This window comes from Agriterribacter sp. (genome assembly GCF_035497235.1).
Classification (GTDB): Bacteria; Bacteroidota; Bacteroidia; order Chitinophagales; family Chitinophagaceae; genus Agriterribacter.
This window is the reverse complement of sequence record NZ_DATJEB010000037.1, coordinates 1-15846: the sequence shown is the minus strand read 5'-3', so window position 1 is coordinate 15846 and position 15846 is coordinate 1. Positions and strand designations below refer to the sequence as shown.

Below are 15846 nucleotides of genomic sequence, written 5' to 3'. Positions count from 1 at the left end.
ACTCCTGGTATGTTTCTGAATTTAATCTCTGAAAAACCATTGGACCGTTTTACAAATTTTTTAAACTCAAAACTTGTACAAAAGTATGAAAATTTTTGCTTTTTGTAACCGGCGTATCATAGCCTTGTTCAGGATGGCGCATGTGAGCCGGTTCGTAACACAAACATGGATGGTTATGCGATTGACCTTTATGCTTCTAACTGCCTTCTGTATGCAGGTCTCTGCCAAATCATGGTCGCAGAGTATTACGTTGAAAGGTAATGAAGTTACCCTGGAGCATGTTTTTTATGAAGTTCAGAAACAGACGGGGTATTTCGTGATTTATGATGCGGAGATATTGAAAATTTCAAAGCCGGTGACCGTTCATTCTGTCGGGGTGCCTCTCGGAAAGTTCATGGATGATATATTGAAAGATCAACCCCTTACTTATTTTCTTAAGAAAACAACAATTGTTATTGAGCGAACGGAAAAAGCGCCGCTATTAAAAAGCGATGTTCCCGATATGCCTCAGGAACTTATCGTAACCCGTGGTCGCATTGTAGACGAAACCGGAGAACCTGTAAATGGTGCTACTGTAAAAGTTAAAGGTCGTAACATCGGTACTTCAACCGATGTAAATGGAGAATTTATGCTGTCCGGGCTGGAAGAAAATGCCATCCTGGAAATTTCCGGTATTAATATCCAGACCTTCGAAATAAAACTGGCTGGCAGAACGGACCTGGGTAATATTCCTGCAAAAAAAAGGGTGACTGAAGCCGAAGCTGTTGTAGTTGTCGGATATGGTACGCAGAAAAGATCCGATCTCACAGGGACTGTCGCCTCTGTTCCAAAGGAAAGGCTCGACATGGTTCCCAACACCAATATTGCCCAGGCTATTCAGGGCGCCATTCCCGGCGTTATTGTACAAACCACAACAGCAGGAGCAGAGCCGGCTCAATCATTAATGATTAGAGGGCGCAAATCAATACGGGCATCCAATTCCCCTCTGCTGGTAGTAGATGGTATCCCATACAGTGGTAGTATAAGCGACCTTAATCCAAATGATGTTAAATCAATAGAAGTGCTGAAAGATGCATCCTCTGCTGCAATATACGGCTCTCGTGGAGCTAATGGTGTTATTCTCGTTACCACCAAACAAGGTAAAAAGGGTAAGATGCAGGTTTCCTACAACCTAAAGCATGCTATTCAAAACTTTACGAATGTTCCCGATGTGATGACAGGCGATGAATTTTATGAATACAAAATGATGAGAAGTCCGATTGGGATGACTGCCTTTGAGCAGGGTATATACGATGAAAAAAAATGGGTAAACTGGTACGATCTGGCCACACGCACAGGAAGAAGCCAGGATCATGAGTTGTCCGTTTCAGGCGGCGCGGAGCATGTTACTTATTATGTTTCCGGTGGTTTGCTGGATGTAAAAGGAGTTACGATCAACGATAATTTTAAAAGAGCAACAGGCAGGGTTAACCTGGAAGTAAATATGACCCCCTGGCTTACACTGGGGACCCGCACTCAAATGTCGTACACCAACAGGAACGGCGCGCCACCTGACTTCAACTGGGTGTATTATTCTAACCCCCTTACACAACCCTTTGATGACAATGGTAACCTTACCCTGTTCCCCTATGCGGGAAATGAAGACATCGGGAATCCCCTGGAAGGCACTTTATGGACCAATAAAAATGAATCGCAGCAGATTATAACCAACAACTACCTGCGGGTTGATGTTCCCTTCGTTAAAGGGCTGTCTTATTTATTGAATACAGGGTACCGGTCAACGAAAGCGTCAGGATATAATTATGCAGCAAGGAACTCCACAACGGGGCTGAAAAATGCCGGAAGCGCATCCAGTTTTAACAATGATCATCGAAATGCCGTTCTTGAAAATATCCTTTCTTATAGCAAATCGTTTGGAAAACATAACTTGGCAGCAACTGCTGTATATAGTTTTGAAGAAACGGAAAATGCCACTACCAATATTACAGCCCGTGGCTTTCCACACGACTTTCTGACCATATACTCTATTTCTCAGGCAGTGTTCAGTCAGCCTTCGTACGGCTATGATAAGTCCAACCTGATTTCGCAAATGTTTCGGTTGAACTACGGTTATGATAACAGGTATCTCGTAACGCTAACCGGCAGGCGGGATGGTTATTCGGGTTTCGGCGACCGCACGAAATGGGGCGTCTTCCCATCGGTAGCGGTGGGATGGAACCTGGCAAATGAAGCGTTTTTTCCCTGGAAAGATCAATTTTCTGAATTAAAACTGAGGGCGTCCTGGGGTGAGAACGGCAACCAGGCACTGGAGTCATACACAACCATATCACGGCTTTCCGGATATAATATAATTGACGGTGGTATTACCCAGTCGGGATATATCCCGAGTGTGTTAGGGCAGGATAATCTGGGTTGGGAAACCTCACGGACATTTAATCTGGGCTTGGATCTGGGTCTCTTTTCCGGAAGGCTTACTGCAGGGTTGAATATATTCAAGACCAGCACATTTGACTTGTTGCTGAACCGTAGCATTTCACCGGTTCACGGACTTTCCTCCATTACTCAAAATATCGGAAAAACAGAAAATAAGGGCCTCGAAATGTCACTTCAGTTCAGAACGATAAAAAGAAATTCGTTCGGGTGGTCCACACAGGGAAACCTTTCCTTTCTTAAGAACAAAATCATTGACCTCTATGGTAATGGCCTGAATGATATGGGAAATCTTTGGTTTATTGGAAGCCCGATAGCCGTAAATTTTGATTATGTCGTTGAAGGCGTCTGGCAGGAAAATGAGGCCGAGGAAGCGGCCGGATGGAAATCAAAACCAGGGTTTGTGAAAATCCGGGATATTAACAAAGATGGTAAACTGACTTCGGATGACAGGCAGATCATCGGACAAAAAGATCCGAAATTTATCTGGGGACTGGGAAATACATTCACCTACAAAAACTTTAATCTGATTGTTTTTATTCATGGAGTACATGGCTCTACCAGAACCAGTGGATTAATGACAGACAGGGAAACCTGGGGGGTGGATCTCAGACGAAATACAATCAACAAGAACTGGTGGACTCCTCAAAACCCTACAAATGATTATGTGATGAATCATTTAGATGCCGAGTTAATGTCTGGAATCAGGGGTGTATGGTATGAAAGCGCGGATTTTGTAAGACTGAAGGATGTTACCCTGTCTTACAACCTTTCAGAACGGCTGCTTCAAAAATTGCGATTGGACAGGCTCCGTTTTTTTGTAACGGGCCGCAACCTGTATACGATTACCAATTGGACCGGCCTCGACCCGGAAGTGGCCTCGCAGCTGGCAATGCCACTTCAGAAAGAATATGTGTTTGGAATTAATCTGGGTTTGTAAACCTCTCTTAAAATTGAACTGATTATGAAACTTATAATTAAAATAGCGATTCTTTCAACCGTGATCATGAGTTTGGGTTGTTCCAAATTTGGCGACAATATTCTCAAGGAACAACCGCCCCATATTATAACAGCTGTAACATTGTATAAAACCTATGATGGTTTTAATGCCGGAGTAAACGGTTTATATTCTTTGATCAGGGATACTAAAAAAGGTGAAAATGATTACATGGGCGCCAATCTTGTGAATGGCACCGACAATATTGCAACCAATTATGTGTATCTCGGCTTTGAGCATATCGCAGAAAGCTGGGGAAATATAAATAATCCCACACATGGCCAGTATATACGGCAGTTCACGCTGCTATATAGAATAATCAATACAGCCAATACAATTATCAACAGGGCCGAAGATGAGGACGTAAACTGGGTGGGCGGAAGCAGAAGCGCTGAAGAAAACAAAAATTATGTTGTGGCGGATGCCAGGGCGATTCGCGCATGGGCATACAGGCATCTGACTTATGGTTGGGGCGATGTGCCTTTAAACATTGAAGAATCTGCCGGGTCCAACATCAAGACAGATTGGGAACGTGCACCAGCCGGTGAGGTGAAACAAATGATTATTGACGATCTCGAATTTGCCGAGCAACACATTCCTGTTGAACCTGAGTATAGCAGCAGGTTAACCAAAGGCGCAGTTCAAACTTATCTGGCTGAAATGTATCTGGCGGTGAACAATCCTGAACGCGCACTCTTCTGGGCAGATAAGGCTATCAGTTCGCCGGCGTACCGGCTGGTCACTGCCCGCTACGGTGTACATCAGGATAAACCCGGTGTTCCATTTATGGATATGTTCAAAGCTGGCAATGAAAACAGGGCCGAGGGTAATTCAGAAGCTTTATGGGTCTGGCAGTTTGGAATCAATGTTGTGGGTGGCAGCAGCCATAGTTCTATCTTTTTTCATGTTGGCAGATACTGGAATATTCAGGTAGATGGTATTACACCATTGCAACTGACTGCTGAAAGAGGTGGAAGAGGCGTAGCACGTATGTCGTTCACGAAATTTGCACTCGACCTGTACGAGCCGAATGACGACAGGGGATCTGATCATGCCATCCGAAAATATTTTGTATTGAAAAGTGCTTCAGAAAACGCTCCTTATGCGGCCGACAGGTTACCTGCCGGATATTCATATGGAGATACTATTCACCTGGATTGGAGTGGAGACCTGACCCCCACTACCAAATTCGATCCCAAATGGCCCTTCTCCAGGAAGTTCGATGACGGGCACAATCCGAACAACCTCGCCGATGGGGCATCTTATAATAGTTTGCCCATATTAAGACTGGCAGAAACATATCTCCTTAAGGCAGAGGCCCAGTTTTTGCTTGGTGATCTGCCCGGCGCAGCGGAAACCATTAATGTGGTGAGAAGAAGATCGAATGCTTCCGACATTGATGCCTCACAGGTTACGCTGGACTTTATCCTTGATGAAAGATCAAGGGAATTGATTTTGGAAGAAGACCGGCGATGGACATTATTGAGAACCAAAAAATGGCTGGAACGCACAAGGCTATATAATAAAAATGGTGGACAGCTTATAACGGAAAGGGACACCCTTTTTCCCATACCGCAAAGGTTGATTGATGCTAATCTTACCAAAGAAATGCCTCAAAACCCCGGTTATAATTAAAATCCCGGTTATCAATTATAAAAAGTGGTTATGACGATCAAAAAATATTTAGCGGTTTTACCTGTTTGCCTTGTACTTGCGATTTTCTCTTTTTCCAATGCTGCCAACACAAAGAAAAAAAACTTTGCCGTCAGCAATCCATATGAGCATATCCATTGGGAAACTATCCAGCGGCATAAAGCCAATCTTCATGCGCATACACTTCAAAGTGATGGATACCATAAGGTAAAAGTGGTGGCAGAAGCATATAAAAGAGCAGGATATTCCATTCTGTCTCTTACCGACCATGATTGGAACTGGCCCAATGCCCGTTTGAGCTGGGGGCTCATTTCAGAAGAAGAAGCAACTCCTTATCCATTAGGTGGATTGCCTGAAAATTTTCCAGCCAATACCACCTGGCCGTGGAAAAATTATGGTTCCCCTTCGCCGGAGGCATTGGGTATGTTGGGAATCCAGGGAGGAGAACTAACCTTTCGCCATCACATGGGCAGTTATTTTTCTGATTACGGCGTATGGTATGACAGGACTGGCAACAGGGCGCCTTACGGAGGAATCGTGGATAAAACCGGCCGGGAAATATTTGAAGATGATCAATTGGCAGACATTAAAAAGAAAGGTGGGCTGGCTATAATCAATCATCCCGGTATACCTGCCAAATTTGAATGGTTTGAGCGCAAATCGCTTGACTGGTATGTGGACCGGTTTAAAAACAATTCATCCGATTGCCTGGTAGGCATGGAAATCACTAACAACACACCGGAAACAGAAACATATGATGAAGGTCTTTGGGACCAGTTGCTGGCCAGGTTTATGCCTGGCCGGCCAGTATGGGGATTTGGTAATGACGATATGCATACGTTTGAAACAGGGCGAAAAGGCGACCATGGCGGTGGTAGCAAAAATACCTTTACAGTTTTCCTGCTCGATACATTAACGCAGGCTTCTGTACGGGAAGCAATGAAAAACGGAAGCTTTTACTTCTGTAAATCTTCCCGGCAGAGCAACCTTCAATTTAATGATCTTGATTTATTTCCATCCATTCAAAATATAAAAATAGATGAAAATAAAGGTGTCATATCTGTTGAAGCAACAAACTTTGATCAAATCCGGTGGATTTCTTCACCTGTCTCTTTGCAACCGGTTGAAGACTATAAAAAAAGCGATCAACCCTGGCCGTTAGGCCTGCTGGTGCATGATGGGCCAACTTTAAACTATAAAAAAATGAAGGGTATAAAAAATTACGTTAGACTCGAGTTGGAAAGAAAAATTAACGGGCATTCCTATCGCACCTTTACCAATCCAATTGGTATCACAGTAAAAGAATAAGAGGGCGCTTCCGGTGTTTGAAATTGAATGATATCCCATAGGCTCCTTTAAACAAGAGCGGAATACGAACGAATAAATGAAATCCTTTGAAAATAACAGGGCGCAGTTTAATTACTGCTTCCTGTTTCTTCAGTTAACCTCAATCTGTTTTTTCTTCCCACCTGAATGAACACGGATTTGCTGATTTCACCTTTCTCTTAAGCGATGCGCTTCAGCAAATTAATCCCCGGTTGCATCCACTCTTTCCAAAATATTTCCAACTTACAGGTTCATGCATCAGGAATTTTTAAGTTGCCTGATACCAGCGTCTACCCTGCAGCATAATGCGGCCCGGCTTAATCGTAATGAAATACCTCTTCCATAACGGACCAGGTTTCGCCTTTTGCCGCAGCATCTGGTAGTGGTATTTGTGTTGGTGCTGTTTCCTTCCACCAGCGTTGGGTGGCGGTATCGGCAGCCATTTTTTTCATGTCCCCGGCAAAATCATTGCCGGTATATTCGAAATAGCTGAACAGGTAGGGTTTATTGTCTATCTCTTTTACGTAAATAGAGTAGTTGCGCATATTGCATTCCGTTATCTTTTTCAAAACGTCAGGCCATACGGCTGCGTGCAGTTCTTTATAGTAAGCAAGTTTTCCAGATTCAAGGCCTGTAATCATTCCGTATCGTTTAATCTTTGCTGCTTCTCTTGTAACAGACAGGGTAGGGCTGCTTTCTGTTGTATCCTTTTGGAGTGCAGTGTTACAGGATGCCAGGAAAAGAAATATTGCCCATGTTGAAATGAGAGCGGTTGTTATTAACTTCATCTTACTGCTTTTTTTGACGATACGTTTGTATTTCGGGGTATCAGCCAGTGCCTGCTATTTTATGACTGGTATGTTTTCGGCACTGCCATCCAGTTCCAATACAATAATGTATTCCATTTTTCCCGCCAGTGAAGCCGGAAGCAATACACGAAATGTTTCAGTTCCCTTTTCAATGGAAACCTTTTCGCCTTTCATTGTATGCGCTTTGATGATATTGCTGCCCGGAATATTTTTCAAAGCAATCACAGCAGTATCTGTATTCAGCACATGCAGGAAAATTTTATTTCCTTTTCGGGTGGTAGCATAATTTGATCCGGGCTCATAAGGTCCTCCTTTTGTATGGTAGATGGCTTCGCCATTGAGTTTTAGCCAGTCGCCGACCTCTTGTAAACGGCTTACCTGTCTTGCTTCGATACGGCCATCAGGCATGGGCCCAACGTTCAATAAAAGATTTCCGTTGCCACCTGCTGTCCTGGAAAGGATGTTCAGGCATTGTTGCAACGTTTTCATTTTATCATTCGGCTTCCAGGACCATTGGGTGCAAATGGTAAAACAGCTTTCCCAGGGCGTTTGCATATTAAGCCTGCCTACCACCTGCTCAGGTGTGTCGTAATCCCCAATCATTTTTGACGCATCAATGGCTTTATTTTCCATTGCGGCAAATTCTTTTCCCAGCCGGTTATTGATGATGATAGCAGGGTTCAATTTTTTAAGGTAAGCATATATATCTTTTCCCATTGCATTGGTCCAGGGGCTTTCCCATTGTCCGTCAAAAAAAATCATATACGGGTCATAGCCGGTGATCAGTTCCTTTAACTGATTTTTCATAAACTGGATGTATCTGTTCATATCTGATTTTGGATCAGGCATCGGGCTGCCAAGGTGGGTATGCAGAGGATAGTCGGGATGATACCAGTCGAGCACAGAATAATAAATACAAAATTTGATGCCTTGTTTTTTACAGGCTTGCATTAATGCCTTTACAATATCTTTTTTGTACGGTGTGTTCATAATATTGTAGTCCGTGAACTTTGTGGGCCACAAACAAAATCCATCGTGATGACGGGCAGTGATGGTAAGATATTTCATCCCTGCGTCTTTAGCTGTTTTTACCCAGTCATCGGCGTTGAATAAAACAGGGTTAAATTCTTTGTAAAGATTATCATATTCTGCTGTGGGTACTTCACGACCTCTCGACCAGCCGATTTCCGTACCCCGCAAACTCACCGGTCCCCAATGGATAAACATACCGAAACGCATATCCATAAAATCATTAAGTGATCCGGTAGTGGCTCTATTAGAAACAGCCTGTCCCTTTGTTTCAACGCCTACAAAAGTTGTTAAGAGAAAAAACGAAATGAATATTTTTTTATAGTGCATGGTATGTATTTTAAGAAGTTCTATTCTTTTTTATGGTTTATCTGAATATTGAGTATAGCGTTGTCAATATCAAAAGCAGTATTATTGACAGTATTTTGTAGTTACCGATTCCGCTCCATCCTTTGCTCTGTAGCGGTTCCCAAAAAGATTTCCAGTATAGTTTGCTGCTCTGTTCTGTATGCTTAACCGGAAAGATGTAAGATAACGTAACCTGCATCAACACACAAACGGCAAAAAGATAGAAAGCCATCATCATAAATGGCACACTGCCCAATACGGATTCCGGCAATAATTTATTCAAGATATACACAGCGGCTCCCAGGGCGGAACCCAGCCACAAAGTATATTGGGCTGAAATGGCCGAGGCTTTTTTCCAGAAAATGCCCAATAAAAAAACACAGGTGATCGGCGGTGCAATATGGGCTATTACATCATTGATCCCTTCAAACAAACTTTGGTATTGATTCAGTAATGGAAGCAGGCAAATGGAAAATACCAGCGCAATGCCAGCCGACCATCTTCCTGCCTGTACCAGCTTTTTGTCTGATGTTTGAGGTTTAATCCTTTTATACAGGTCATAACTGGTTAAGGTGGCGATGGAGTTCAATGCTCCTGCTATCTGGCTCATCAGTCCGGATAATAAAGCTGCAACTAAGATGCCTACAAGACCCGTTGGAACAAGCTGCGTTATCATTAATGTGTAAATTCCCTTTGTGTTTAGCATTGTGTCTCCATTCACGCCGGTTTGTTGCAGGCTGCTTAAATCAAGCACGTTGGAATGATATAAGACATAAGCAAGCAGGCCCGGCACCACGAAAATAAACACAGGTAATATTTTTATAAATCCACAAAACAATGCGCCTGCCCGTGCATGATTTTCATCTTTGGCTCCCAATGCTCTTTGCACAATGGTCTGGTCGGCGCACCAGTACCATATCCCCAATACAGGATAACCCAAAAACACCGCGAGCCAGCTCATGCCACTGGGATCGCCCACAGGACGCAACATGCTGAGTTTATCCAGTGAATTATTTTCTTTCAATACTGCTGTCACATTGTCCCAACTACCCACTTTGTGCCAGGCAAAAAAGGTGATGATGAGGGCGCCGGTTATTAGTACAATACTTTGAATGGATTCGGTTACGACTACCGCCCTCAATCCACCGATAATAGTATACAGGCCGGTAAGTACAGCAATCACAATGATGCTGGTATACATGTTAACGCCAAATAATGTTTCCAATACAATGCCCCCTGCCAAAAAGGAAAAAGCAATGTGTATGATGATCGCTGATATGATGGAAATGAAAGCTAACCAGTCGCGGCAGGCTTTATTGTAACGTCTTTCCAGAAAGTCCGGAAGCGTAGAAACACCGGAACGGATATAGAAAGGAATAAATAATAAGGCCAATAAAATAAGCACAAAGGCAGCCATCCATTCAAAATTGCCATTCAGCAAACCTGTATCAAATCCGCTTTGGGCAAGACTTACAAGATGGAGGCATGAAATGTTAGTGGCAAACAATGCCAGTCCTATCATAGGCCAGCGCAACGTTTTGCCGGCTAAAAAATAATCTTTCGAAGACGTGGGTTCCTTCTTTTTTTTACCTGCGCCTGCCCAAAGTCCGATCGTTACAATAAACAGGATATAAGCAATCGTGATAATGATGTCGGGGGTGCTGACCATTCTTATTTATTTATTTAGTCGTTAGAACTGCTTTGACACTCATTTTTTAGGCAAAGTGATCAGGTCTCTTATAAAACAATTTGTGTAATCCTGGTGACAGATATGCGGACTCCCGGCATCTTGCTGCTTATTCTTATATTAAATCGCAACTGCTACCCGGCTCCTGTGGTGTTACATATGTGCCATGTTCAATTTTTACCGGATATACAAAATGTTCTTTTAAATGCGGAATGTGTTCCAGGAATAATGCTTCATGTCCCATGGCAATATGATTAAACAATACAAGATGCTGGTGCAATTGGCCCATGTCTCCTACATGTGGTACCACCGGTACGCCAAATTTTTTGCAAAGCAAACTAATCGTAATAAACTCGCTCACACCGCCTACACGCACTGCATCTACCTGAACAAATCCGGCGCAACCCGTTTGCAAATAGTTTTTAAATACAATACGGTTGGGAACATGCTCCCCCAGCGCCAGTTTTACCGGTGCTATTGCTTTAGCCAGTGTTTGATGTGCCAGCACATCATCCGGGTGCGTTGGCTCTTCAACCCAGTAGGGGTTCATTTTTTTAAATTCATTGCAGATAGCAATAGCCTGCGGCAGGGTCCACTGCTGATTGGCATCGAGCATTACCTTTGCATCTGCACCAGCAGCATCCCGCACAATATTTGCCCTGCGAATATCCCTTTGGGGGTTTGAAGAACCCACTTTTAATTTCATGGCCGTGAAGCCTCTGGCAATTGCATTTTTGCAGTTCTCTTTTACCTGGTTATCATCATAATTAAACCAACCCACCGAAGTATCATAGCCAGGGTAACCTTTTTGTAAAATGTTCATACGGCCGGACTTACCAGCTAATTGCACTTTTAATAAATCAAGCGCTTCTTCTTTTGTCAATACATCTTCCAAATAAGAAAGGTCAAGGGTGTTTACTATTTGTTCGGGAGATAAATCAATGAGTAATTTCCAAAGTGGCACCCCTCTTTTTTTTGCCCACAGATCATAACATGCATTTGTAACCGAGGCCAGTCCCAGGTGAACTACGCCTTTATGCGGTCCCAGCCACCTGAATTGCTGGTCGTTTGACAGTTTATTAAATGTGTCACCGAAACTGTGCATCAATTCTTCAATATCCCGGCCTTTCAGTTTCCCGGCATAAAACTGCGCTGCCCCGCATACCAGATCGTTTCCGTCACCAAGTGTAAATGCCAAACCGGTACCGGTTTCTCCACTATCATCGGTTAAACCGGTGACAGCATAGGAGTATTGCGGGTTTTTATGAATGGCATCGCTGCCTGCATTGGACCGCAGGGTAAATCTTTTATCGTGTATTTCTATCTTCTTTATCATAAAGTATTTAACAGCTTTTATAATAACTTTCGGTAACCCAGTTCGGCGCCGCCACTTACCGGCAGTATACAGCCCGTAATAAATCTTGCCGAATCACTCAATAAGAAAACAGCAACATCACCAATTACATCGCCTCCTGGCATGCTGCCAAGGGGTTGCAGTTTGTCCAGGTATTTCACCATTTCATCCGCATGGGGTTGCTCTTTAATCCACGATTCCAGCATAGGTGTTTTAACGGCGGCTGGAGCAATAGCATTTACCCTTATGCCCCAGGGCGCATAGTCAAGCGCCATAGCCTTGGTTAATGCATTCACAGCGCCTTTGGTGGCAACATAGGCAGCATGGTTATCCTGGCCAATAGATCCCACCAGCGAACCGGTGTTGAGTACTGTTCCTTTGGACAATTTCAAAAGATCAATACCATGTTTAGTGGTCAGTAAAATGCTTTTTACATTTACATTGAACAGGGTGTCCCATTGTTCGTCAGTAGTTGCGTGCAAGGGTTGAGATGGATGAGCAGTAGCAGCATTGTTGTGGATCGCATCAAGCCTTTTGAATTTATCTGAAATGATATTGAAAAGACATTTCACTTCATTTTCGATGGAAATATCGCATACCAGGTATTGATGGCCATGGCCGTTTAATAAAGAAAGTTTATCCCTATTTTCGGGGCTTTTATCAGCAATACAAACAAGAGCGCCGGCTTTGGCATAGGCCTTCGCACACTCCCATCCTATACCATCGCCGCCACCTGTTAGAAGAATAACTTTGTTAGAAAGCATTACGTTTGTTTTACTTCAATGTTCGAGATAGCAAAATTACCTGCCGGTTTTTAAATTGTATGATCCGTTATTGACAATTGCTTACTTTATATTAGCCAATTGATAAATAAATTTGAATATTGCAGCTAATATGAAACCTGTTTTTGCTAAAGTGCTGGAGGGATGGGATAATGAAGTGTATGCTACCCGGTATATTGACCGTCCTTATTTCACCACCGAATTTCACTTTCACAAGGAGTGCCAGTTGAGTTATATTTTAGAAGGTGAGGGCACAAGAATCATCGGGGATAGCGTTGAGAAATTTACGAGTGACGAATTGATCCTTTTGGGCAGCAACATTCCTCATGTATGGCACAATGAAGAAAAAAACTTAAATAAAAGAGCAAAACAAAAAAAGCATGCCAGATCTGTTGCGCTATTTTTTGATCCGGATAAATTAATTAAACTGTTATCCTGCTTTTATAATACAAAGAAACTGGAACAGGTGCTGCAAACCGCCAGAAGAGGAATAAGTTTTCATGGTTCTGCCAAAGAGCAGTTGAAAACGCTGTTATTTAAAATGGCAGATGCAGAACGATCAGAAAAACTGATCTTGTTATTACAACTGTTACAGATTTTATGTGTCACAAAAAAATATCAGTTGCTGGCAGGTGCAGGTTATATCAATACATACCATGCGAGGGATAATGAAAGAATTGACAAAGTGTTTAAATACCTGTTCAATAACTTTTCCACTGAAATAAAACTGGACGATGTGGCTGCTCTTGCTAATATGAATAAGCAGGCTTTTTGCCGCTTTTTTAAAGCCCGGACACAAAAAACAGTGGTGGAGTTTATTAACGAAATACGGATTGCCCAGGCTATTAAACTGATAACAGCAAAGGATGCAGCCATTAAAGCCATAGCTTATGAATGCGGCTATAACAGCATTTCCAACTTCAATAAATTTTTTAAGCTTATAACAGGTAAAACGCCTTCCGCGTTTAAGCAACAAGTTTGAAATATACTGCAGTTAGTTATTGCCCGGTATTGCAATACCCCCATTCTTACATACGCATCATTTACAGCAAATACGACCTGCAAACCCCAATGGATAAACCTGGGAAAGCGAGGGGCAGGATAAAAGAAATTACTCTGCACCTGAGCGCTAACGGGCCTTGATTTGTTGTGGAGGTTACCGGAGTCGAACCGGTGACCTTCCCGCAAGCCTGCGGGACGCGCTAACCAGCAGTGCTGATCAGCCACTCAATATATTTCCGGCTTTTTTTCTTCTTGATTTCTGTCTCCCTTTTTATCGCTTCGCCCCGCGTTTCAAAAACCGCTGCATAAACCAATTTCCAGTCGTTCGCTTTTTTGGTAGACTTACTTCCAGAATTATTATGACGGAAAAGCCTGTCTTCCATAGCTTCACTCTGACCAATGTAATATTGATCTAAAATGGCGGAATGTAAAATGTATACCGTAAATGACATAAACTAAAAAGACCCGTAATGATACGGGCCTTGATTTGTTGTGGAGGTTACCGGAGTCGAACCGGTGACCTTTTGCATGCCATGCAAACGCTCTAGCCAGCTGAGCTAAACCCCCATGTTTTTTTATAAGAACTTTTAAACGGATTGCTACAACCAGTGACCTTCCCGATTTCCATCGGGACGCTCTAGCCAGCTGAGCTAAACCCCATATTTTTTACGAGCTTTTAAAAGAAGTATTTCTGCCGGGCTTCCCAATTTCCATAGGGACGCTCTGCGCATCTGAACTAAACCCCTTTTTTTTCCTGTTTACGGGATTGCAAATATAGAGCGCTATGCCTTTCCATCAAAATAAAAAACCAGGCGGTTGAACAGCCTGGTAGACATTTTAAATAATCAAAATACTTTCAACCTTTAATCTCCCCAAATTTCTCCTTTACCATCAAGCCAATCTTTTACCAATGCCGTGGTAACAGATTTGGGGCGCTCTATCGGAAGACCCAAAGCCCTGTCCCAGCACAAATTGGCCAGTACGCCTAAGGAACGGCTAACGCCAAACAATACCGTATAAAATTCGTATTCAACCAATCCATAATGCACCAGCAACGCCCCGCTATGCGCGTCAACATTTGGCCAGGGGTTTTTTACTTTACCCAGCGATTTTAATATGCCCGGCACCACTTCATATACCCGCCATACCGTGTTCACCAAAGGATCGTTGGGCATGTGTTTTTTACCAAATTCCATCTGAGCCGAAAACCGGGGATCCGTTTTACGCAATACAGCATGCCCGTAACCAGGCACTACTTTCCCTTCTTTCAGGGTTTTCTTTACATATTTTTCTATTTGCGCTTTAGATGGCAATTCCACATCCAGCTCCCTGCGCATTTCATATATCCATTTAATTACTTCCTGGTTCGCTAATCCGTGTAAAGGCCCTGCCAGCCCGTTCATGCCTGCCGCCAGGCTCAGATAGGGATCGCTTAATGCCGAACCTACCAGGTGCGTTGCATGCGCCGACACGTTACCGCCCTCATGATCTGCATGAATGGTCATATACAATCGCATCAGTTCTTTAAAACTATCATCCTCAAAGCCCAGCATATGGGCAAAATTACCCGACCAGTCAAGCAACCCATCAGGCTGTATATGCTTTTCATCTTTGTACTTACGGCGATAAATATATGCTGCTACCCTGGGCAAGCGGGCTATCAGGTTCATTGCATCATCATACACGGCATCCCAGTAATCTTTTTTGTTCAGGCCTTCTCCATATTTACGCACAAAAGTGCTTTCGGTTTGCAGCGCCATAATAGCTACTACAAACTGCGTCATGGGATGAGATGATTTAGGCAATGCTTCTATTGCGTCAAAAACATGATTGGGTACATGGGAGCGGCGCTGCCAGGCATTTGTAATATCATTTACATCGTTCTCCGCCGGCAACTCTCCCATCAGCATCAGGTAAAATAATCCTTCCGGAAGCGGCTCGTTTCCATTAGGCGCTTTAGGCAGTTTTTTCTGCAGATCCGGAATAGTGAAGCCCCTGAAACGAATACCTTCCTGCGCATCAAGCAACGATGTTTCGCTTACCAGTCCGGTTATGCCCCGCATGCCCTGGTACACCTGGGAAAGGATTACTTCCCCTATTTTTTTATTGCCATGTTCTTTAAGAATATCTTTGATCTCTCCCGATAATTCATCAGCTTTCGCTTTAAACCTTTCTTTTATTGTTGCCATATATAAGTGTTTTGGATAATTCTCCGATTGTATATTAAGCAGGGCCACAAGAGCGCTAAAGTTAGCTAAAACACAGCTAAAAGCAGTCAAAAATCAAATGTTTCAAATAATTTATTTGACTTATATAAACCAATTGTGTTAAATAAGAGCAGGAATTTTATGAAAACCAGCACTTTGTTTTCTTCCGCATTTCCCTTCTGTTGAAAGTGAATACAAGTTTGCTATTTAGGCGCCTTGCGG

Annotated in this window: 12 protein-coding genes and 2 tRNA genes; 5 read left to right on the top strand and 9 right to left on the bottom strand. The window is 43.1% G+C overall.

From position 1 onward, the window contains the following. Window positions 1–85 precede the first annotated feature (85 nt). Genes VL121_RS11870 through VL121_RS11860 form a run of 3 tightly spaced genes read left to right on the top strand, consistent with a single transcriptional unit; the run spans window position 86 to window position 6388 of the window. Window positions 86–3370 (top strand): SusC/RagA family TonB-linked outer membrane protein, encoded by a 3285-nt coding sequence (locus VL121_RS11870; RefSeq protein ID WP_325405517.1) that lies wholly within the window; start codon window positions 86–88, stop codon window positions 3368–3370. 24 nt (window positions 3371–3394) lie between these two features. Next, window positions 3395–5062, top strand: coding sequence for a RagB/SusD family nutrient uptake outer membrane protein (locus tag VL121_RS11865; RefSeq protein ID WP_325405515.1), 1668 nt, complete (start codon window positions 3395–3397; stop codon window positions 5060–5062). A gap of 30 nt (window positions 5063–5092) precedes the next feature. After that, on the top strand, window positions 5093–6388 hold the full coding sequence (locus VL121_RS11860) for a PHP domain-containing protein (protein WP_325405513.1): 1296 nt from the start codon (window positions 5093–5095) through the stop codon (window positions 6386–6388). A 335-nt stretch (window positions 6389–6723) separates the two neighbouring features. On the opposite strand, the gene VL121_RS11855 is transcribed toward VL121_RS11860, so the two are convergent. The 5 genes from VL121_RS11855 to VL121_RS11835 all read right to left on the bottom strand — a co-directional run bounded on the left by VL121_RS11855 (window position 6724) and on the right by VL121_RS11835 (window position 12397). Beyond that, window positions 6724–7194 carry an L-rhamnose mutarotase gene (locus VL121_RS11855; protein ID WP_325405511.1) on the bottom strand — a complete coding sequence of 157 codons (471 nt, stop codon included), beginning with the start codon at window positions 7192–7194 and terminating at the stop codon, window positions 6724–6726. A gap of 54 nt (window positions 7195–7248) precedes the next feature. Continuing rightward, window positions 7249–8574 (bottom strand): alpha-L-fucosidase, encoded by a 1326-nt coding sequence (locus tag VL121_RS11850; protein WP_325405509.1) that lies wholly within the window; start codon window positions 8572–8574, stop codon window positions 7249–7251. 37 nt (window positions 8575–8611) lie between these two features. Next, window positions 8612–10261 carry a sodium:solute symporter gene (locus VL121_RS11845; protein WP_325405507.1) on the bottom strand — a complete coding sequence of 550 codons (1650 nt, stop codon included), beginning with the start codon at window positions 10259–10261 and terminating at the stop codon, window positions 8612–8614. A 133-nt stretch (window positions 10262–10394) separates the two neighbouring features. Further along, the gene (locus tag VL121_RS11840; RefSeq protein ID WP_325405505.1) at window positions 10395–11615 is read right to left on the bottom strand and encodes an enolase C-terminal domain-like protein; all 1221 of its coding nucleotides are present in this window, start codon (window positions 11613–11615) and stop codon (window positions 10395–10397) included. A gap of 17 nt (window positions 11616–11632) precedes the next feature. Next, window positions 11633–12397, bottom strand: a complete 765-nt coding sequence (locus VL121_RS11835) for an SDR family NAD(P)-dependent oxidoreductase (protein WP_325405503.1) — start codon at window positions 12395–12397, stop codon at window positions 11633–11635. 130 nt (window positions 12398–12527) lie between these two features. Here VL121_RS11835 and VL121_RS11830 point away from each other — a divergent pair, with 130 nt between their 5' ends. Both VL121_RS11830 and VL121_RS11825 read left to right on the top strand, forming a co-directional pair. Further along, a complete protein-coding gene (locus VL121_RS11830; protein WP_325405501.1) occupies window positions 12528–13397 on the top strand; it encodes an AraC family transcriptional regulator in 870 nt (289 codons plus the stop codon). Continuing rightward, complete coding sequence (locus VL121_RS11825; RefSeq protein WP_325405499.1) at window positions 13394–13558, top strand: hypothetical protein; 165 nt, start codon at window positions 13394–13396, stop codon at window positions 13556–13558. The genes VL121_RS11830 and VL121_RS11825 overlap by 4 nt, the downstream gene beginning before the upstream one ends. Before the next feature lie 7 nt (window positions 13559–13565). Here the strand turns inward: VL121_RS11825 and VL121_RS11820 are convergent. The 4 genes from VL121_RS11820 to VL121_RS11805 form a co-directional block, all read right to left on the bottom strand. After that, window positions 13566–13632, bottom strand: a tRNA-Pro gene (locus VL121_RS11820). Next, the gene (locus VL121_RS11815; protein ID WP_325405497.1) at window positions 13618–13869 is read right to left on the bottom strand and encodes a GIY-YIG nuclease family protein; all 252 of its coding nucleotides are present in this window, start codon (window positions 13867–13869) and stop codon (window positions 13618–13620) included. Before VL121_RS11815 ends, VL121_RS11820 begins: the two co-directional genes overlap by 15 nt. 41 nt (window positions 13870–13910) lie before the next feature. Then, window positions 13911–13984: transfer RNA gene (locus VL121_RS11810), tRNA-Ala, on the bottom strand. 296 nt (window positions 13985–14280) lie between these two features. After that, complete coding sequence (locus VL121_RS11805; protein WP_325405495.1) at window positions 14281–15606, bottom strand: citrate (Si)-synthase, eukaryotic; 1326 nt, start codon at window positions 15604–15606, stop codon at window positions 14281–14283. Window positions 15607–15846: the final 240 nt, after the last annotated feature.

Excerpts from the sequence above, each read along its gene's own strand:
- VL121_RS11870 (WP_325405517.1), top strand. The coding sequence starts at position 86 with ATGAAAATTTTTGCTTTTTGTAACCGGCGTATCATAGCCTTGTTCAGG.
- VL121_RS11865 (WP_325405515.1), top strand. The coding sequence starts at position 3,395 with ATGAAACTTATAATTAAAATAGCGATTCTTTCAACCGTGATCATGAGT.
- VL121_RS11860 (WP_325405513.1), top strand. The coding sequence starts at position 5,093 with ATGACGATCAAAAAATATTTAGCGGTTTTACCTGTTTGCCTTGTACTT.
- VL121_RS11855 (WP_325405511.1), bottom strand. The coding sequence starts at position 7,194 with ATGAAGTTAATAACAACCGCTCTCATTTCAACATGGGCAATATTTCTT.
- VL121_RS11850 (WP_325405509.1), bottom strand. The coding sequence starts at position 8,574 with ATGCACTATAAAAAAATATTCATTTCGTTTTTTCTCTTAACAACTTTT.
- VL121_RS11845 (WP_325405507.1), bottom strand. The coding sequence starts at position 10,261 with ATGGTCAGCACCCCCGACATCATTATCACGATTGCTTATATCCTGTTT.
- VL121_RS11840 (WP_325405505.1), bottom strand. The coding sequence starts at position 11,615 with ATGATAAAGAAGATAGAAATACACGATAAAAGATTTACCCTGCGGTCC.
- VL121_RS11835 (WP_325405503.1), bottom strand. The coding sequence starts at position 12,397 with ATGCTTTCTAACAAAGTTATTCTTCTAACAGGTGGCGGCGATGGTATA.
- VL121_RS11830 (WP_325405501.1), top strand. The coding sequence starts at position 12,528 with ATGAAACCTGTTTTTGCTAAAGTGCTGGAGGGATGGGATAATGAAGTG.
- VL121_RS11815 (WP_325405497.1), bottom strand. The coding sequence starts at position 13,869 with ATGTCATTTACGGTATACATTTTACATTCCGCCATTTTAGATCAATAT.
- VL121_RS11805 (WP_325405495.1), bottom strand. The coding sequence starts at position 15,606 with ATGGCAACAATAAAAGAAAGGTTTAAAGCGAAAGCTGATGAATTATCG.